Below are 20,276 nucleotides of genomic sequence, written 5' to 3'. Positions count from 1 at the left end.
CAGACCCACGCCACACTCGACCACCACTTCGACCCCTTTCAACGGGGGGTAATCCGCTCAGAATCAGGTGGTGATCAGCGGTTTGGGGTGGGCCTCGACGGGCACTCGAAAGGTCATGATTTTTTTCTTTCCCCAAGCATCCATACATGGTGCATTTCTTCACCAAAAAAACGGTACTTCATTGTTCTCTCGACATATCTCGTCATGGCGAGACGGACATCGGGAATGACGAGTTGAGTAAAATCTTCTCGCGCTTTTTCTCCTTCATATTCAAGGATGAGGATCTGGCGGATATTCTTGGGAAGATCCGGGTTTAATCGAAAAGTCAGGTTTACCCGCTCGTGCCACTCCCGATCATCAGTGTCCGGCACATAGTTCCAACGATCCACATCATCGTAAATCCGCCGAACTCGCGACGGCACCAGGTCGATGTAATAGCCTCTGTGGTCCTGAGTCCAGGAGGCATAGCCACGAAAATGGAGGCGTGCCACATCGCGAACGAGCGCGTGCGGGCTGAACCTCATGACAGCGACCCGATTCTTGGACAGGTACTCAACAAGCACGCAACGTCGCTGCACGCATCCACGATAGAGTGACCTGAAGATCTCCGGCTCCGTCTCTCGGAAGGCGATAGTCCCAACATCCTCAACCGGAATACCAAAACGGGCCGGCTCTCCCAGGGCCTCGGAAAGGGTTGCTTCTCCACGCAGGAGATCGACCAGCCTATGCGCGCCACTTGGGGCGAAATGCAGGTCTTCATGCCGATCAATCGACTGACTTCTGCCCGGTCCCCCCGCAAGCACCCCGGGAAACTCGTGCCTGTATGCAGAAATGACGTCTCGCTGCACATGCTCACGGGATTGCCCAAGAATCCGACCAAGTTTTGATGCCGACAGCCGGCCCTCCCAGTAGGCCAGGTACTCTAGCCAGGAATATCTCATCATGCTTTTTTTCATGAGGTGATAATTTCTCACATGTATTTGTCTTGAATGATGCAGTATTCTGGTGAACACTTCAATTAACACAACAAGCAGGAGCCACCATGCGTTTCAGGATTGATTTCGGGAATACCCCCCAGATGGTCCAGTTCACCGACAGCATGAACGCGGCGCTGGTCTCGGCCTTAGTGGCAGCAGGTCTGCGCCCGGAAGAGGTTGTGGGTGAAACCGCTGAGCCCTGGACATTCGGCATGGAAGCCTATTCACGTCCTGGCCGGAAACGGCGAGTTCACTCCGTTGTGCTCTCGTCGCCCTCCAAACGCTTCGCTGAAGCGGCAAATCGCATCAATCCTGCCGATATTAGCGTGACCTCCTGCAACGGCGACGTCATCAATGGCGCCAGCGCGCGCCTGCTGACATGTGATGACCTCCCACCGGGTGCATCCGAAATCATGATCGGTTTCATCAGTCCCTTTTTACTGCCCGTGAAGAAGGATGGACGCACCAAGACACGCTTCCATGAAGAACTCCCCATCTCTGAAGTCCCGACCGCACTCAAGATGGGGCTCGACCGACGCGCAAAGCGCACGCTTGATCTCAGCATTGCCATTGATCCGCTGAGTGCTGCAACCGATGGGCGCCGCAAGCACCTCGTGCATATCCGCAGATTTCCGTCGGGCAAGAAGATGATTCTGCCGGGGTTTATCGTCCCCATGACGCTACGCGGAACGCCTGAAGATGTCCGTTTTGCCTACTTGGCCGGACTGGGGGCTAAGACCCGCAATGGAAACGGCTGCCCCACCCTCATGCAGTGAGGTCAAAATGCTGAACATCTCACGAGACCTGTTCGAGAGTTTCATGCGCACCGCTGTCATCGGCGGTGCTTTCTCCAACGAAGAACGTACGCTGGGTACCGGGCCACTGGCCGAAAAGACCCAAAAGGACATCACCAGCGGCAAACGTATCGACCACCGCACACCTTATCTGTGCCGGGTGTCCGGGAAAGGCGGGCATGTGGAAGGTCCCTCAGTCATCAAACGCCTGCAGTTCCGAAACGTCAGCCTGCTCGATCATCTGGTCTCCGTTGCCCGTGGTGCCTGCGTCTTTGCGGAACTTGATTTGCGCGCCATGGGTGTTTCAGAAGACAGGATTCGCCCACGTCTCGCCATACTGATAGCGGTCGGGTTCCTGCATGATGCGGACAAGATTCTTGGCAGGGAGCGAGTCGAAGAAATTACGTCTGATGATATTGCACAGCTTCTGCAGCGTTATCGGATCGACGAGTTTCTGAAGGCATCAGGTGTCGAGATCAGTCCCGAAGATCTGCTATCGATGATCCATGGTGTTGAAGTGAGCCGATCCGGATCCCTACGTTCTGGCATGCGTCTGCTCTCTGCCGAGGAAGCCGGGGATTGCCATTATGCTCGGCTTGCTGACCGGCTTGAGGGACTGTTTCTCAACTCCGAGGCCGGACTTGAGGCACTGATCAAAGAGCTGGAAAAATTTGGCGGGTTTCGTAGCCAGGTCTTTTCTCATGGCTGGCGGGCGGTAACCGTGCGTTCGGCACATACCCCCTTTCTGCTCAATGCCCTCCAGCGCGGTCTTTCGGCGGCAACCCAGAATCTGACAAGCATGCCGCCGCTGATTGAAGTTCATCATGACGGGGAGTTTTTAGCCGTCATTCCTGAATCGGCTGCCGATCAGATCATTGATGCTGCCCTTGCCAGGGCAACCCGTCCCCTCAGGCTTGGTATGCGGGTCATGACCAACCCGAAAGGAACGCGAAATATCCTTGATGGTGGCTCTGGCCCGGAAGACCTTCTGGACCTACTGGCCAGAGATCCTGGTGAAGCATCCAAAGCCCTGTTCTTGCATGTGGATCTTCTGACAGGTCAGGGATCACTTCGTGAGCAAATCGACACACTCCTGACCCCAATGGGTCTTCCACCCGACTATGCAGGCTTGAATAAATTTGGTGGCAAGCATTATCAGGCCTGGCCCTGCCGGGGTGATGACAATGAGATCCTGGTGGCCGCATTGCGTCGTGACGCTGCTGCGATTGCTGTCGGTCTCGGGTGTGCCGAGCCCGACGATAAGAAGCTTGCGTCCAAGGTTCCTGATTCGACTTGCCGTGAGTCGGAGCTGCTGGAAGTCATCAGGCAGTCCGGGCAGGAAGTGCCCGAATGGCTGCTGGATGTGGGCCACAAACTGAGCCGTCAAACCCTGTTGTCTGCTCTTGCTGCAGGGCTGGCAGAACGGGATGAGGACTTGCGGGAACGGGTGTTTGGCTTCGAAGGATTACTCCATCTCTGGTTATGTGGTGATGGCGAAGAAAGAGCGGGATTGCTTGCCAAGCTCGGAGATCCGGGGGCCGCCTTCATCGATGCGGCCATGACATGGCTACGGGGTTGTATGAAAGGGCAGTTCCTTTCAGCGGATGAGACGGCGGGAGGTCGCTGCCATTTCACCAACATACCCGTGGGGCTTGAACGACGCATTGATACCAAGTCCGGGCTGGACGGCATCAAGACCAGCGCATTCTCGGGACGTGAAGGCAGACCAGAGTCATACGAAAGCTCCAGATCCCAGACCCTGGTTTCGCCTGCGGCAGCTGCGGAACATCGTCTACGAACGCTCATGGGCGAGGGACGCAGTGGCGAGGTGCCCGCCTATATCTCGTCACCGACCATGATGGGGCTGTTCGCCAGTCTGAATATGAAGGCGGATGCAGATTTTCTCCAGATCAATCATTACGACCTGATGCGACAGGAAATCAAACCCGGGAAGACCGTCTGGCCGGAAGCGCAAACATACGGGCAACGCATCATGTTTGCCCGGCATGTAACGATCCCTGCTAAAACGGAGGAAGTCATCGCACTGGCCCGGATGATGATGCAATCCGCGTTACGTCTATCGCGTCCGGTGCATGTCTTCAAGGGATTACCGACACCCGAGAACGCCTATGTGCATTTTGATTTCCTGCCAGGTGCCGTGGAGCGTGGCATTGGGGGGCGCTCACTGCGTCTTGAGCAGATACCCGACGCCATTGATCGTCTTCGTATCCTCGAACAGATGATCGCAATACCCAACCTGGGTCTGGAAGTCACCCTGCGCTACGCCGATCCCGCTACCCGTTTCGCCGCCGCCTGCGAAGCATTGGCCGTGATCAACAGGCTGCCAGAAGACAAGCAGAAACAGCTTGCCCACCTGAAAATGACCCTCAAATCCATCGTAAGGAGCCCGGATACGCCCATGACCTCCACCGACAATGTGTTGATTGATTTTGCACGGGCCATGACCCGCGTTCAGGCCGCCCCCTCGCGCAATGCAAGCAATTCGGAGCGTACCCTGGGGCTAAAGGTCGCCCTTGACGCCATTGAGAGCTGCGCCGGTGAGATCCACCAAACGGGCACCGAAACACTGATTGCCGCCATCGCTGGCGGGCTGGAAAACGAATTCGAGCGTTCATCCCGTTTAGCGTGGCGTGGCAAGGATAAAGGACTTCATTTTCCGCGCAAGGCCGCATTTGAAGCCGCCACCCTCTTTGTGGAGAAGGTCTGGCCGATCGCATTTCAAAGTCGTCCCCCAGCCTCGAAGGCACGCCGTATCGCTTTGGCCGTCTATCAGGTTGCTTTTGAAAACGAGTCTTACCGCAAACGTGAGCAGGCTCCCGATGCGACCACCCCCGAGCAAGCCGAGCTCTGACTCAATTCCAGTACAAGGAGAAAAATCCCATGACCATTGAAGCGATCAAACCCTACGTCGGTGATATCGGCAGTATGCTCACCATCACGCAGACTGATGAAACGAAATCCTACGCCCAGCCCGCACTGAAAAATCTGGGCTCGGCGGTACTGGTGGTCCTGCGTGAGGTCATCTCCCCGGCCTCATTCCGGAACGCGGAGTCTGAAATCACGGACATCGACGTCAACGGCCGGCGTCACGTCCGCGCTGTGGCCAACAAGTTCAAGTTCGGCGAACGTGCCCGCGGCCTTCAGGTTCTGCGATTTTTCAATGCAGGTGGTGCCGCCGCACAGAACAAGACCACCTTTTACAAGGGTGAAAAACCTTCTGACAAGTACGATCTGAATACCCTGGTATTTGGCGACAGTGCCAATACGGCCGCTAATAAGGTCCTGTCGGTCAAGGCGGCGGCCCAGTATTCCGATGCCGTTTCAATACAGGACTACGCGGATGTGGTGGATACCACTTTCCATAACCGGGCATCGGAAGATGGCTCCCTCTGGGATGCGCAGCGCAAGGAAAACTCAAGCAATCTGTTTGAACGCCACTTCGTCAAGCCGGGCGCCTTGCTCCTCCAGACCATCGCCTTCAACGGCAAGGTGGCGCCGATGGAAGCCGTCGAACATCTGTTGCTGAGCATCGGGTTGGCAGGGGCCTATGGCGGCGCAACGTCCATCTACGGTGTCAACGTGCGTAATCATCTGGTGGGGTTTTATGCGGGCCACCTGGAACGGGATCTGGCTAGCCCCTATGTCGCTATCGATCAGGTTCGTCAAACCGACACGGATACGATGAATCTGGCGGCCGTCCGCGAAGCATTACAGGCCAGCTATCGCGCCGCATGGCCGGTTGAGATATCAGGAGAAACCCTGGTGAGCCTGCAACAGGACCTGATCACCCGCCTGGAGGCTGAGGACCCCGCATTGCGTGAAGCCTACAGGAAAACTGCCACCCAGGTAGGCCAGTATTTCGATGCCTGGTTTGAGGGGATTGGCTGATGGGTACCCCGGACGTCACTCTGGTCCGGGCACTCACCCTGACCCCTTTGCACTACCACAGTCTTGCGGTCCCTTCGGGGACCGCCACCCTGGCTGCATTCCTTGCGGATCGTTCGATGTCCTATGCATTGGCGGGGGCCATGGGTGCCCTTGCACCATCTGCGGCATTGCCACAGAAGAAGGACTATCGGCGTGATCTTGAAGCACTGCCCTGGCTCTGCTCAGCCTTTGAGGCACGAAACCCTCGTCTTATGCCCGCCATTGGCAAACGACTCAATCTGGATACTGAGGGGGGATACCCCAAAAAAATCATGGATGCCACCGGCACCGGAAACCTGAAAACCTGGTTCTACATACAAGAAGTGCCTCCCGGCATTCGGTATGACGGTGCAATCTTCGGTCCTGATCCCTTCCGCATGGCCTCAGAGATCGAAGGGCGCGAAGTGGATGAAATCATCGTGCGAACCGGCCGCCATCTCGGCGGTATCGTTTCCCTTACTCGTACGGATGAACCGATTCGTGTCCGCCTCAATGCTCATACGGCACATCTTTTCGGTGCCGATCCGGCACAAGACCCGGATATGCGTGTTGATGTGTTTGCCCTTTACGACATTCAGCTCACACACGCCATGGAGCCTCTGAAAGCTGCCGATATCGTCAGTCGTTGGCGTACATTTTGATCAAAGGGAACCTGAAATGACCGAGCTCATTCGCTTTACCATTCCCCGTCATGCCGTTCCTTCGGATCGTGACACCGGACTTTCCCCTCTCCAAGCCCGGATGCTCCAAAGTGATTTGCCGATCCGCATCTTTTCCGCCCCGACAGGGGCGGGGAAGAGCTATGCCTTCCAGAGGGGCGTGCGCGACAGGGGTGATCGTGTCCTCTTTATCGTGCCAACCCGTCGCCTGGCCCAGAACCTTGCGGAAGGTCTTGTTTCAGATCTGATGCAAGAGGGGGTAAGCGAGGAAGAAGCCCTCGGTCAGGTTTTCATGTGGACATCGGATGAGCGCAAGCGCCAGGAAGAGGTGGAGCCGGAGATTCGCACTCGGGATCGGCGTATTCGTCAGGTCCGGGCTGAGAATGGAACCGGCAGTGGGGGTTTCATGATCGTGGCTACTCCCGAGAGTGTCGCATGGTATTTGCTCAATCCTGCCCTGCGCCAAGACGGCATGGACCCGGAAAATCTTCTCGACATCTTGCGGCTGACCCATGTGGTGTTTGACGAATTCCATACCATTGAGGCCCGGGGCATGGGCATGTCCTGTGCTCTGGCCACCCTGGCCTGGCAGGTCATGCAAACCGCCAAAATCACCTTCCTGTCGGCAACTCCCATTGATCTGAAAACCACCTTGGTCGGCTTTGGCATCCCCGCAGACCGGATCGAAGTGGCCCAGGAAGCCGTGATCACCGGCTCCGCTGAGGAAACCACGGGGATGCGGGCCATCCATGGCGATGTGGAGATCGTCATCGAGCAGGGAGAGGGATTGCTGCAGGCGCTGGAACCCCACCGAGCCCAGATCCTTGAAACCCTGGACCGTCAGGATGATGGCCGCCAGGTGGTATTGATCTACGATTCCGTCCGGCAACTCCTCAAGGACAAACCTGCCCTTTCGGCCTGGCTGGACGGCATCGGTATCGGATCTGATGAGCGCCTAGCCATCAATTCATGGGATGACAGTGTCGATCAGGAAATGGACGGCTTTTTCACCACGGGGCGCAAATACGATCCCCGAAACTTTCGGGTGCTGGTGGCTACATCCAGCGTTGAAATGGGGGTCACTTTCAAGGCGGGCCTGATCTTGATGGAACCCGGCCATGACGCGACTTCCTTCGTCCAGAGGATCGGGCGTGCTGCGCGAGGTGATCTGCCCGGTCAAGTGATCGTACATGTCACAACGGCCGCACTGGATCGACATGCCTGGTTGCGTCAGCTTCTGAGAGATCTGCCTGCCCGGGGCCAGTGCATACCGGTGGATCAATTTACCGAATCCGTGCTGGCCGCTGTGCGTGAGCGTTTCCATGTGAGCGAAAAGGAATTGGAGGTCGAGGAAGGCATGTTCCGCAGAATGCCCCAGTCGGCGATCTGGGCGGCCAGGCTATTCTGGGTCGCACTGGAACGCTCGGCCCGCTACAAGGGCATGCGCGATACCTTGTTTCATTTCCGTCCGAGTCAGGTTTCTCTCATTGAGGCAAAGGTGAAAATCCTTTGTTGTAGCCGACTCGACACAGCTAAGGACTGGGCAAGGACATTCCTTCATGAAGCCAAGCGACTGCGAATGATCCTGCCCAAAGTGGCCCTCATGGACCCATCGGGCCGAAAGAGATCCTTGTCTTGGCATCTGTATGCCTCAACCGATGAACTGGTGCGTTCGCCATCCACGGTCGCCGACGATGGTTCAATCCTGATTCATGTCTCTCGCCCCCTCAGCACCATTCAAACCGAAATAGGCACGCTCTGGGTTGAGCGTTTCGAGGAGACCCTGTTTCCCCATTCCGGTCGTACCCACACCCTCAGTCTGAAGGGAATACGGGATGCCTGGAATCGTGCAGCGGAAAATGAATTGAAGGACCCCGGACTTTCTGATGAACAGGAACGGGTACTGCAGGCGGCACAGACACTGGTCCGACTGACAGGCATTGTACCCACCGCCTCCGAGGGGGCTATGGCCGATGGCGCCACTCTCATCGACTGAGCTCGGCGACTGGGAAGAGTTGGTCTACCGCTTTCGTGATCTTGCCGAGAATTTCCATCTGCATGGGCTGCTGTTTCAGCACCTCGAACTATGTGAGCGCCGCGCCTGGTTTCACATGAACCGGATCGACTACGCCCATCTCGATGAACGCATGCGGCTGGGCGCGGTATCCCACGAAATCCATCGACCACGAGATCATTCCGTCACTGGACTGATCGGCGTTGCTCCGGATCGGATTGACTGGGAGTACAGGAAAGTCATTGAGGCCAAGGGTTCAGCGGGTGCGCGGGAGGCTGTATCCATGCAAACCCGTTTCTATGCCCTGCTCCTCATGGCTGCGACCGGACAGCGCTGGTCTGCAGCGAATGAAATCATTGGTGGCCGCAAACAACTCCCTGTTGCCATTGAACGTCACCACATCCAGGACATGGTGGACATGGCAGAACAGCTCGCGGTTCTTGCCGAGAGCAACCTTGCTCCCCCAGCTTCAAAAAAGGCTGTCTGCAAGAGCTGCTCTTACCGTTATTTGTGCGGATTCGAGTGATGGAAACCCTTTATCTCACGAAGGATGTCAAGATCGCGCGTGAGCATTCCACGCTCGTCGTGATACCCGCCGCAGGACCACGCAGACGCGTGCCGATCTCAGGGCTCAAGCATGTCATTGTCGCTGGTGAGGCTCAGCTCACAACGGCTGTACTGGGCCTATGTGGGCGTAGCGAAGTTCGAGTCACGATTCTGGATTGGCATGGCAATGTCACCGGCACGTTCGAACCCAAAGGCTCGCCAGCGGCTGGAAAGGTACGTGTGTTACAGGCAGCCGCATTTCTTGATCCCGAACGTAGGCTGGGATTTGCCCGAGCCTTCGTACTCGGTGCGGCCCGCAATATCCGGGCAAATTTGAAATATCGCACCTACCGCGGGAATCACGATATCGAGCTCCAGCTTTCGGCGATCGAATTGTTGATGGGGCAGATTCCCACTGCGGGCTGCGTCGAAAGCCTCATGGGAATCGAAGGTCAGATCCGGGCCTATTACTACGAAGCTTGGGCACGGATCGATTCCAGACTGGATTTTGGGGCACGTCGTCGCCGACCACCCAATAACCCATTGAATTGTCTGATTTCATGGTTCAATGGCCTAGCCTACTCCATGGTCAGAAATGAAATCGCAAAGACACATCTCGATGATTGCATCTCTTTCTTGCATGCCACCCGAGAAGCACGTTCATCACTCGCATTGGATCTTGCGGAAATCTTCAAGCCGGCCATCTGTGACACGATTATTTTCGAAGCCGTCCTGCGTAACCAGATGAAACCGGATTGGTTCCATCAGGAAGAAGGGGTGTGCCGGCTTGCCGAAAAAGGCCGGGCTGAGACATTGCAACTATGGGTACGCAAGACAGAAGAGCGCGTCCAGGGAGAATGCTCTTTCCGTGAAATCGTGAGACAGGAGGCTCTGGCGATTGAAAGAGATCTACTCGGCCTTTCCGAGTACCGCCCTTGGCGGAGGAAAATCTGATGTTCCTTCTCATTACTTACGATGTTCGGGCTGATCGAACGGAGCTCTATAAGCGTTTTCTATTGAGATATTTAACTCACGAGCAAAATTCAGTTTTTGCCGGGGATCTCACGGAGTCCGAGTATCGAAAGCTTGTCGCAGGGCTATTAAAAATAGCCATACCAGAAGATCGTATTCTGCAGTTCAAGGCTAGAAACCGTCACAACATCGAGGCTGCCATCCTGTCGAAAAATGCCGGAAACGGCGCACTGGAGGAGAAATCACTTATCCACCACTCAATGAACGCTACCATTATCTGAGCTACTGTCCATGATCGTGTCTGAAACGGGGAGGTGCGTAGTAGAAATCATGTGTTTTTCATCTGTTTTCAAGTCTTTTCTGGGTTCTTTAAGGCAAAAAACGTTGATGGAAAAAGGGGTCCTGAAACCCCATGAGGGGTTGGGAGAATCGCCTCGTTGCGTGCCCGGACCTTCCTGTATGTGTCCTGAAACCCCATGAGGGGTTGGGAGGATGCCCTGGAGCAACTGGAGGCCGCTGGTGATGACGTCCTGAAACCCCATGAGGGGTTGGGAGAGCTCGATAGTGACCCGAGTCTTGCCAGTGCCCATAGTCCTGAAACCCCATGAGGGGTTGGGAGTCGTCCAGTGTCTCGACGAGCGCGCCGGACTTCATTGTCCTGAAACCCCATGAGGGGTTGGGAGACGCCCGTGGTGAAATCCGGGTCAATCATTTTTCCCGTCCTGAAACCCCATGAGGGGTTGGGAGCCGGCGTTCACCCGTGACGGGCTGCCTCGCGTGATCGTCCTGAAACCCCATGAGGGGTTGGGAGGCTCTGCGCGGCTGGGCGGACGATGTTGGGCTGGCTTGTCCTGAAACCCCATGAGGGGTTGGGAGATTTCCACCCCCTCACTCAGGATGACCCGGCGTCGAAGTCCTGAAACCCCATGAGGGGTTGGGAGATTGCCCGGCCCGACTCTGACGCGCCTTCGGGTCGGCGTCCTGAAACCCCATGAGGGGTTGGGAGACGGTGAGCGGGGGGCGGCCCGCCCGGCGGCTTGTGGTCCTGAAACCCCATGAGGGGTTGGGAGGACTCCGACTTCAGGGATCAGGTTTTTGTGTCCGCCGTCCTGAAACCCCATGAGGGGTTGGGAGCCTGCCGGACGCACCGCCTCCCAAGACGACCTCATGGGTCCTGAAACCCCATGAGGGGTTGGGAGCCGCTCAAACTGAAGCTTCTGGGCGCTGTAGTCCTTGTCCTGAAACCCCATGAGGGGTTGGGAGACCATGCCCTTCCAGGGCAATGCAGCCGCAGTCGTGTCCTGAAACCCCATGAGGGGTTGGGAGCATGCCCTACCTCCCTCGCGCCTACCGTGATGAGGCGTCCTGAAACCCCATGAGGGGTTGGGAGAGGCGAAAACCCTTCGTAAAGCTATAGACAAAGTGAGTCCTGAAACCCCATGAGGGGTTGGGAGGAAGTACCTCCCCCTGTCTGTCGAGTTCGCCACGGCGTCCTGAAACCCCATGAGGGGTTGGGAGCCGCAGGATTTAGCCAGAGCGCCAAGACGTTGCATGGTCCTGAAACCCCATGAGGGGTTGGGAGAGAAAAGGGTGCTGGGTAATCCATTTGGGGTTGCACGTCCTGAAACCCCATGAGGGGTTGGGAGACGCCGGAGGAGAGGTTGGGCATGCCGGGGTTCGCCGTCCTGAAACCCCATGAGGGGTTGGGAGATCCCGGACGAGTTCCAGCAGCCCGAGAAGAAGTCGTCCTGAAACCCCATGAGGGGTTGGGAGGACATTTGGTCAAAATCCGTCATGACCCACCCTGAGGTCCTGAAACCCCATGAGGGGTTGGGAGAGTGGGGCGGTGGCGCCTGGATGCGCCGCCAACACCGTCCTGAAACCCCATGAGGGGTTGGGAGGTTGGCCGGATCTTGGTGGGGCCCAAGCCCCGCAAGGGTCCTGAAACCCCATGAGGGGTTGGGAGACCGACCCCGCCGCCCGGATGCGGGCCGGTTTTGCCGTCCTGAAACCCCATGAGGGGTTGGGAGCAGGATGTGGATCCGCGCGCCCAGTTGTCGCCAGGCGTCCTGAAACCCCATGAGGGGTTGGGAGTGCAAAGCAGTAGCGGCGGACATTCAGCAAGAGGCCGTCCTGAAACCCCATGAGGGGTTGGGAGGCATCGTGCTGGGTAATCTGGTGGGGCTGATCGACTGTCCTGAAACCCCATGAGGGGTTGGGAGGGCGCCGAAGTGAATGTAACAGATGCGGCACAGGCCGGTCCTGAAACCCCATGAGGGGTTGGGAGGTTCTTTTTGCTGTTTCTGCTGGCACTGAGGAGGTCCTGAAACCCCATGAGGGGTTGGGAGGCATGCGTGAACAGGGCGACACCCACAAAGCCGGAGGGTCCTGAAACCCCATGAGGGGTTGGGAGTTTTTGGTGTCACTAATGCACTACATCAATTAGGCGGTCCTGAAACCCCATGAGGGGTTGGGAGATTCTTCTTGTCGTGGTCCTGGCCGCTCATGTCATGGGTCCTGAAACCCCATGAGGGGTTGGGAGGAGTTCAACACGGTAGTTTCCCGACCCGTCCGACTGGTCCTGAAACCCCATGAGGGGTTGGGAGCAGGACATTTTCCGTTGCCACCTTGCGATGACTGGACCCTGAGTCCTGAAACCCCATGAGGGGTTGGGAGACGGCACTGGAGAGCGTCACGGCGCGGGTGCGGAGGGTCCTGAAACCCCATGAGGGGTTGGGAGACCGCATAGCGACTTCGACGACGACATCCCGTTCGCGTCCTGAAACCCCATGAGGGGTTGGGAGATTGCTTTTTTGCGATCAGATTACCGCCCATAATTTGTCCTGAAACCCCATGAGGGGTTGGGAGGGCGTCATACTTAACCTGAACTACTTCCAAGTCATCGTCCTGAAACCCCATGAGGGGTTGGGAGTTGGCCAGGCCCAGCATGGAGACGGTGGGGTCTCCGGTCCTGAAACCCCATGAGGGGTTGGGAGCTGATCCTCACCCACATTGGCGCCCTGCTCCTGGGCGTCCTGAAACCCCATGAGGGGTTGGGAGATGGCCAACGTGGACGGTGGCGACCTCACCGCCGCCAGTCCTGAAACCCCATGAGGGGTTGGGAGGCGCCTTCCAAGCAGGCTCAGGATGTGGCCGCCAGCGTCCTGAAACCCCATGAGGGGTTGGGAGTCTGCGGGCTGGCCCTCCTGCTGGACCAGGCACAGAGGTCCTGAAACCCCATGAGGGGTTGGGAGCAGGATGTGGATCCGCGCGCCCAGTTGTCGCCAGGCGGTCCTGAAACCCCATGAGGGGTTGGGAGCCAACTTTCGAGTCGCCAAGAATGGCCCAGTACGTAGTCCTGAAACCCCATGAGGGGTTGGGAGAGGTTGTCCATGCGGCCCCACCTTGACGGATTGCCGGTCCTGAAACCCCATGAGGGGTTGGGAGGGATTCTCGACAAACTGGATAATTTGACTCTCCCCCGTCCTGAAACCCCATGAGGGGTTGGGAGAGAGCAGCTTCTCAGCATTCTGCAGGCTCAAGGCGATGGTCCTGAAACCCCATGAGGGGTTGGGAGTTCACCCACGGTTCCCGGTCAGCCTTGGTCTCCGTGTCCTGAAACCCCATGAGGGGTTGGGAGGTTGACGGTGACGAAGGGCTGGCGTTCGCCGGTGGTGTCCTGAAACCCCATGAGGGGTTGGGAGCTCACCCCGGGTCCGTAGTTCTGAACCCCCTCCATTGTCCTGAAACCCCATGAGGGGTTGGGAGGCTCCTCCATCGGCACGGAGACCAGACCATTCACCAGTCCTGAAACCCCATGAGGGGTTGGGAGCAGGAACAGAACATCCAGTTTGTCGAAAGCCAGATCGTCCTGAAACCCCATGAGGGGTTGGGAGAATGACAGCCGAACGAGGGAGAGTCACCGGGCTCTTGTCCTGAAACCCCATGAGGGGTTGGGAGCGGGCCCCGCAGGCCCAGCCGGGCCTGCCGGTGATAGTCCTGAAACCCCATGAGGGGTTGGGAGTGCCACCAGTCGATAGGCTCGCGGGTCACGTCGCAGTCCTGAAACCCCATGAGGGGTTGGGAGCAGGGCGCCTTCGTGCGCCTGACCTCCGGCACCTTCGTCCTGAAACCCCATGAGGGGTTGGGAGCGCATCGCGGTCTCCAGAGCCAGGGTGAACAGCAGGCGTCCTGAAACCCCATGAGGGGTTGGGAGAACGGCCAGACCCTGCGCCTGCTGGTGGAGCAGTTCAGTCCTGAAACCCCATGAGGGGTTGGGAGGAGTCCACCGGCGGCGCCGCCGGCCTCACCGCCCAAGTCCTGAAACCCCATGAGGGGTTGGGAGGAAGCCGGGGAAGTGGTGGGCCTGACGGATGACGGCGGTCCTGAAACCCCATGAGGGGTTGGGAGAACGCCATGATGGCCGCCTCTGGCGTATCGAACTTCGTCCTGAAACCCCATGAGGGGTTGGGAGGTCCCCCTTCGGCCCCGCCGGCCCCACAGGTCCTAGTCCTGAAACCCCATGAGGGGTTGGGAGGTCCCCCTTCGGCCCCGCCGGCCCCACAGGTCCTAGTCCTGAAACCCCATGAGGGGTTGGGAGCACCGACAGATTTTTTTTGTCCCGCCCATGCTCCAAGGTCCTGAAACCCCATGAGGGGTTGGGAGAACGGCCAGACCCTGCGCCTGCTGGTGGAGCAGTTCGTCCTGAAACCCCATGAGGGGTTGGGAGTGCAGCCGGAGGATGACGAAGTGATCATCCGTGCCGAGTCCTGAAACCCCATGAGGGGTTGGGAGGAAGCGCTTAAGCCTCGCCTCTGCTGCGCCACCATCGTCCTGAAACCCCATGAGGGGTTGGGAGATCCTGCAAGCGGTGAGCGAGCAGGTGGGCGGCGTGGTCCTGAAACCCCATGAGGGGTTGGGAGTGGTCCAGGTTGGCGTCGCCCTGGATGGCGGTGACGCGTCCTGAAACCCCATGAGGGGTTGGGAGCTGGAATAGGAGCTGGAGGCCGTGAAGCGCGCGCACGTCCTGAAACCCCATGAGGGGTTGGGAGAGAGAGGACACCGTATTTCGTGGGACCTTTGAAAGGGTCCTGAAACCCCATGAGGGGTTGGGAGACATTCGTTCACTTGTTGGCCGTCATACTCATCTCGTGTCCTGAAACCCCATGAGGGGTTGGGAGCAGAAGTACAACGCCTCCGGCGTGTCCCAAACTTCAGTCCTGAAACCCCATGAGGGGTTGGGAGCGCCTGGGACTCGGGCACGTCGATGGCGGCCCGGCCGTCCTGAAACCCCATGAGGGGTTGGGAGGACGCCCAGGGCGACACCGTCACCGACGGCTACACCGTCCTGAAACCCCATGAGGGGTTGGGAGACCGGCGTCTACAAGGGCGCCGACACCCTCACCGAGTCCTGAAACCCCATGAGGGGTTGGGAGACCGACGAGGCCACCGGCGCCGGTATCCGGGTGGGGGTCCTGAAACCCCATGAGGGGTTGGGAGTCGTCACGGAAGACGGGGGTGACGAAGGAGAGGGTGTTGTCCTGAAACCCCATGAGGGGTTGGGAGCCTCCTTGCCCGCCAACGTGCACACCCGCTGCCCGGTCCTGAAACCCCATGAGGGGTTGGGAGCCTGCCGGACGCACCGCCTCCCAAGACGACCTCATGGGTCCTGAAACCCCATGAGGGGTTGGGAGTTCCACCACGTCGTCGCTGCGCGGCAGAGTGATGCCGTCCTGAAACCCCATGAGGGGTTGGGAGTCACGCTCCAGGGCGGAGATCCGCATGGCGAGATCCGGTCCTGAAACCCCATGAGGGGTTGGGAGAGCGCAGAAGAGTACGAAGATCAGCTGATCAAGATTGTCCTGAAACCCCATGAGGGGTTGGGAGATCACTCCGGCGAGCTGGCGATGCATTGCGTGATGCGTCCTGAAACCCCATGAGGGGTTGGGAGACCGTGGTTTCGGACCATGACCAGCACGGCGTCGGAAGTCCTGAAACCCCATGAGGGGTTGGGAGAGGGTGGCTCATTATTGATCAAAACTGGCTCTCATCGTCCTGAAACCCCATGAGGGGTTGGGAGCATGCGGGGCGAGCCTTCGGCCAGACGTCAGACGGCGTCCTGAAACCCCATGAGGGGTTGGGAGGACGGTGGCCCGGTACTCCCGGAACGTGAGGCCGCCGGTCCTGAAACCCCATGAGGGGTTGGGAGAGGTTCCCGACCAGGTTCCCGACCAGGTGCCCGACCGTCCTGAAACCCCATGAGGGGTTGGGAGAGTGTGGCGGATGGCGTAGCCACGGCGCATTTCAGCGTCCTGAAACCCCATGAGGGGTTGGGAGTTGAGCCGGGCCACGGCGGCCATGAGCGCAGCGGCAGTCCTGAAACCCCATGAGGGGTTGGGAGCAGGGATAGCGGCGTGTTGCAGTGGGGGCAGGACAGGTCCTGAAACCCCATGAGGGGTTGGGAGCTTTGCCTGTCGGTAGGCGTCCCACTGCTCGCTGGTGTCCTGAAACCCCATGAGGGGTTGGGAGAGGTGCTGCGGGTTGCGCTTGTACGTCACGGTCAGCGTCCTGAAACCCCATGAGGGGTTGGGAGAATCCGGCGCAGCCTGGTCTTGCCGGTCTGCAGGTGTCCTGAAACCCCATGAGGGGTTGGGAGAACACTGTCCCCGGTTCTAGGCCGGGGGCCGAAGGCGTCCTGAAACCCCATGAGGGGTTGGGAGAGGAGTAAAGTCCAGGCTCTGGGCCTGCGATACCAGTCCTGAAACCCCATGAGGGGTTGGGAGGGCGTCTCTCCCAAGGAGATCTGGCCCTCTCGTTATGTCCTGAAACCCCATGAGGGGTTGGGAGAAGGAAGTGCTGCCCGACCTGTTTGAAACCTGGACGGTCCTGAAACCCCATGAGGGGTTGGGAGACGTCTTTGGTGGTTTCGGCGAAGGTGACGAAGCGGGTCCTGAAACCCCATGAGGGGTTGGGAGCGTCGCCCGCTGCTTGTCGTACCCCAGGGAGACGACAGTCCTGAAACCCCATGAGGGGTTGGGAGAGCAGCATGCAGACGAGTCGATTTCCTTGGGCGGTCAGTCCTGAAACCCCATGAGGGGTTGGGAGGGTATCCGGTTCAGACTGGGCGAGCTGCTGGACAGCGTCCTGAAACCCCATGAGGGGTTGGGAGCAGCACGGATTGAGTCGGGTCATCTTTGTCATCCCCGTCCTGAAACCCCATGAGGGGTTGGGAGACACCGAAGTGCTCGTGACCGGCTATGACGCGTGAAGCGTCCTGAAACTCACAGGATCGACTCCGTTCCTTGAATGACCCGGAACGCACCCTCGATCAGATAATAAATTTCGGCCTATACTTGCGGAATGTGGCTGCAAGAGATCCAACAGTTTGCGGCCGGGGCCACCACGGTGCCCGGTGTGAAGGCGACCATTCAACCCCTGCTGGGCATCCTGCAGCGAGTTACCGGTCTGGAGTCTGTGTTCCTCACCCGGATTTCCAAGGGCACTCAGACGGTCCTGTTCTCTCATAACACCGACCAGCTGCAGATCCTTGCAGGTATGTCGCCTCCCTGGGAAGACACGCTCTGCAGCCGTGCCCTGGCTGATGAGCGCCTGTTGGTCAATCTGATCCTTGCTGATGAGCCGGTGGCCCCGATCGGTGGGGATGGTCAGTTACTGATTGCCGTGTCCAACTACCTTTCCCTATTGGCAATCCGGCTACGGGACTACGAACAGCTCCAGGCCGCCAATCGTGAACTGACCCGTTTTGCGTTGAATGACCCTCTGACGGGACTGCCCAATCGCCGCTATCTGTTCGAGACGGCCCAGCGCCTGGTGTCGCAGACTGCTCGACTGGGGGAGTCGGTGGTGGTGCTATTCATCGATCTGGACGGTTTCAAGCAGATCAATGATCGCTTCGGGCACCGTAGCGGCGATCATTTTCTGGTGCAGTTTGGCCGGCGTCTGAGCGCGGCCCTGCGGGAGGGTGACTTTGCCGCCCGCTATGGAGGTGATGAGTTCGTCGTCTTGGCGGTAACCCCGGGATCAGGCGACGACATGGAATCTCAACTTCAAGCGAGGCAATTTGCGGACCGTATCGGTCTTGCCCTTATGGGAACATTCGACTTGGACGGTGCGGTCATCGACTACATGGGACCCAGCATCGGCACGGTGATCTGGGAGTCGGACGAGAGCGTCGAAGCCTTGCTGCATCGAGCGGACAAGGCCATGTATGCAGAGAAGATCCAGCGCCGCGGACCGCCGCCATTCACGGCGTGAGAGAAAACAGTCTAAGCCCTCAAGGTCGGGACATCAGTTCCGCTTCGGCAAGGCGGAAATAGAGGATTGCCAGGGCCGTGGCGAAGATCAGGTCGAACAGCGCAAACCATAGCAACCCGCGCAGGGCGGCACCGCCGAACAGGGCCATGAGAAGGAACAGTGTCCCCATGCCGAATCGCCCCAGTATACCCATCATGTTGGGCCACCGAGTTCTCAGCGGTTGCAGCCAGCCGGGCAGGTAGAGCAGCACTGCCAGCAGCACCATGCCGCCCCAGGCACGAAACATGTGCATCGTCTCTTCCAGTGGCAGGCCGGCGGCCTGTGCCAGGGAGGCAGGGGCCAGAATCGCCCACAGACCGACCAGGACCAGCAGGAGCAGGTTAATGCCCAGTATCTGCCGGTAGCGCTTTTCCAGGGAATGGGTCCGTGCCTGTGTCCAGCCCAGATTCAAGGTGTGATCCATGATCGCAGCCCTCCGCGTCAGAAAGTTCTCAGGTAGGCCAGCAGCGCCGCCCGCTGGGCGGCAGTGAGACTGGCGGTGGCATAGTCATGACCGCCGTTGCCGTTACCCGGCAGGCGTGTATCGAAGCAGAAAAACCCGGGCGGGTCCGGTTCACCCGGATCACAGGGGGGGGAGACGAATCCCACCCGCTCCGGGTCCATGATGTCGCTGCCCCGCAGGAAGGTGGTAGGGCGCTGTTCCGGGGGCAGCAGCAGGTGATACAGGGTGGGGACCGAGCCGTTATGCAGAAACGGTCCGCGCAGCCAGAGGCCATCCAGGGGGTGATTCGCGTATCCCTGGGTCTTCACGAAATCCTGAAATCCCAGGTATTTGCGCTGGGCCTGCCGGAAGGATTCCGTGTAGGAGTCCAGACGGGCGCGATCGGTCCCCACCACCTCAATGGGTTCCACTTGTCCCAGACGATCCCCTTCAAAGACATAGCCCCGGTCGCCCTGATGGCCATGACAGGCGGCGCAGTGCGCCATGTACAGCGACTTGCCGTGTTCCAGCAACTGCGAGGATGCAGGCTCGGGCATCAGCCCGGGGAGTGGGCTTGGGGGTGGTTCCAGGTCTTTGAGCCAGTGGGCCACGCGCCGGATGGCCCGGTGGTCTGCGTCCGTGGCGATGGTCAGATCAAGACCGGCGCCCACCGCAGCGGAGAGGTTGCGTTCACGCAGACTGGGATTGTTGCCATCCCAGTGCAGGTGCATGCCTTCCCGGGGACCTTGAAGAAAGATGGAGGGGAAGTCGGCCATGCCGATGCGCTCTTCGGGGCTCAGTTCAGCCCAGGTCTGGTTCAGTTGAATGAGCTTGTAGGGGTTGAAGGTATCGACCCGGCCCGGTCCCCAGGCGGGTTGCCCGGCCATCATGGGGCCAAGCCGCTCGGCCTGCATGAGGAGCCCTTCCCGTAAACGGGGCAGGACCACCAGGCGCCATATCAGTTGCTCCAGCCTGCCCAGTGGCCCGGTGGTCTCTTCCAGCGCGGGTAGCAGCTGATCGGGGGCCAGGCGCTCATCGGCGGCGATTTCGCCGAGAAAGCCGATGAATCGGTGCAGATCCAGGTTGTTGGAGGGCATGCCGCTGACCCGGTGTCTTTCCCCGGTGGGTGTGAAGATGTCCGGGGTGCCGGGTCCGGGGGCACGCCAGGTGCCGGTGTGGCAGACCGAGCAGTTGAACCAGACCAGATTCACGCCGTTGACGCGACGTTGGGAGAGGCCGATGGGCAGGTCCGCCGGGCGGCCACGCCGATCGTATTCGTAGAGGAAGCCGAACGCGGCATAGGCCCCGTCTCCTTGGGATAGGGCCGGTTCGAAGGTGTCGGGGAACAGGACAGGCAGGGTCTTCCAGACCCGCACGGGAATGCCGCTGCTGCGCTCGGCACCGATGGAGCCATAGTGAAAGTGTGCTAGGTCCGAACGGTAGTGGGGGGTGGATTCGCCGGTATAGCGTATCAGCGCCACGGTGCCCACCATCAGGACGATCATCCCGATCACCAGGGCGATGATGAGTATCGCTGTCAGCGGCAGGGTCCACCAGCGGCGTTGTGCACGGGCCGCCTCGACGGCCGTGAGATGCGTATCCGCAGCCATG

General features: G+C 59.0%; 12 protein-coding genes and 1 CRISPR repeat array. Of the genes, 9 read left to right on the top strand and 3 right to left on the bottom strand.

What is annotated here, in order from left to right; genetic code table 11:
* Positions 1–113 precede the first annotated feature (113 nt).
* Positions 114–956, bottom strand: coding sequence for a BrxR family helix-turn-helix transcriptional regulator (locus LQ956_RS00685; RefSeq protein ID WP_238629156.1), 843 nt, complete (start codon positions 954–956; stop codon positions 114–116).
* 122 nt (positions 957–1,078) lie between these two features.
* Here LQ956_RS00685 and LQ956_RS00680 point away from each other — a divergent pair, with 122 nt between their 5' ends.
* From LQ956_RS00680 to LQ956_RS00640, 9 genes are all read left to right on the top strand, one after another.
* Entirely contained in the window at positions 1,079–1,753 is a 675-nt protein-coding gene (locus tag LQ956_RS00680) for a CRISPR-associated endoribonuclease Cas6 (protein WP_238629155.1), read from the top strand.
* Positions 1,754–1,760: 7 nt separating this feature from the next.
* Positions 1,761–4,643, top strand: coding sequence for a hypothetical protein (locus tag LQ956_RS00675; RefSeq protein ID WP_238629154.1), 2,883 nt, complete (start codon positions 1,761–1,763; stop codon positions 4,641–4,643).
* 29 nt (positions 4,644–4,672) lie between these two features.
* A complete protein-coding gene (gene cas7d, locus LQ956_RS00670) occupies positions 4,673–5,680 on the top strand; it encodes a type I-D CRISPR-associated protein Cas7/Csc2 (RefSeq protein ID WP_238629153.1) in 1,008 nt (335 codons plus the stop codon).
* Positions 5,680–6,360 (top strand): hypothetical protein, encoded by a 681-nt coding sequence (locus LQ956_RS00665; protein WP_238629152.1) that lies wholly within the window; start codon positions 5,680–5,682, stop codon positions 6,358–6,360. The genes cas7d and LQ956_RS00665 overlap by 1 nt, the downstream gene beginning before the upstream one ends.
* A gap of 16 nt (positions 6,361–6,376) precedes the next feature.
* Positions 6,377–8,374 (top strand): DEAD/DEAH box helicase, encoded by a 1,998-nt coding sequence (locus LQ956_RS00660; protein ID WP_238629151.1) that lies wholly within the window; start codon positions 6,377–6,379, stop codon positions 8,372–8,374.
* Entirely contained in the window at positions 8,352–8,918 is a 567-nt protein-coding gene (locus LQ956_RS00655; protein WP_238629150.1) for a CRISPR-associated protein Cas4, read from the top strand. Before LQ956_RS00660 ends, LQ956_RS00655 begins: the two co-directional genes overlap by 23 nt.
* Positions 8,918–9,892 (top strand): CRISPR-associated endonuclease Cas1, encoded by a 975-nt coding sequence (cas1, locus tag LQ956_RS00650; protein ID WP_238629149.1) that lies wholly within the window; start codon positions 8,918–8,920, stop codon positions 9,890–9,892. Before LQ956_RS00655 ends, cas1 begins: the two co-directional genes overlap by 1 nt.
* The gene (gene cas2 / locus LQ956_RS00645) at positions 9,892–10,191 is read left to right on the top strand and encodes a CRISPR-associated endonuclease Cas2 (protein ID WP_238629148.1); all 300 of its coding nucleotides are present in this window, start codon (positions 9,892–9,894) and stop codon (positions 10,189–10,191) included. The genes cas1 and cas2 overlap by 1 nt, the downstream gene beginning before the upstream one ends.
* A gap of 118 nt (positions 10,192–10,309) precedes the next feature.
* A CRISPR array of direct repeats spans positions 10,310–17,142; the repeat unit is 28 nt; unit sequence GTCCTGAAACCCCATGAGGGGTTGGGAG.
* A gap of 127 nt (positions 17,143–17,269) precedes the next feature.
* Positions 17,270–18,184: a GGDEF domain-containing protein gene (locus LQ956_RS00640; RefSeq protein WP_238629147.1), complete on the top strand. Its 915-nt coding sequence runs from the start codon at positions 17,270–17,272 to the stop codon at positions 18,182–18,184.
* A gap of 19 nt (positions 18,185–18,203) precedes the next feature.
* Here LQ956_RS00640 and LQ956_RS00635 read toward each other — a convergent pair whose 3' ends face one another.
* Positions 18,204–18,647 carry a hypothetical protein gene (locus LQ956_RS00635; protein ID WP_238629146.1) on the bottom strand — a complete coding sequence of 148 codons (444 nt, stop codon included), beginning with the start codon at positions 18,645–18,647 and terminating at the stop codon, positions 18,204–18,206.
* Positions 18,648–18,664: 17 nt separating this feature from the next.
* Entirely contained in the window at positions 18,665–20,275 is a 1,611-nt protein-coding gene (locus LQ956_RS00630; protein ID WP_238629145.1) for a c-type cytochrome, read from the bottom strand.
* Position 20,276: the final 1 nt, after the last annotated feature.

Source organism: Ectothiorhodospira lacustris, from assembly GCF_022227845.1.
Classification (GTDB): domain Bacteria; phylum Pseudomonadota; class Gammaproteobacteria; order Ectothiorhodospirales; family Ectothiorhodospiraceae; genus Ectothiorhodospira; species Ectothiorhodospira lacustris.
Note: the sequence above shows the minus strand (reverse complement) of the source record. Positions and strands in the feature narration are given on the sequence as shown.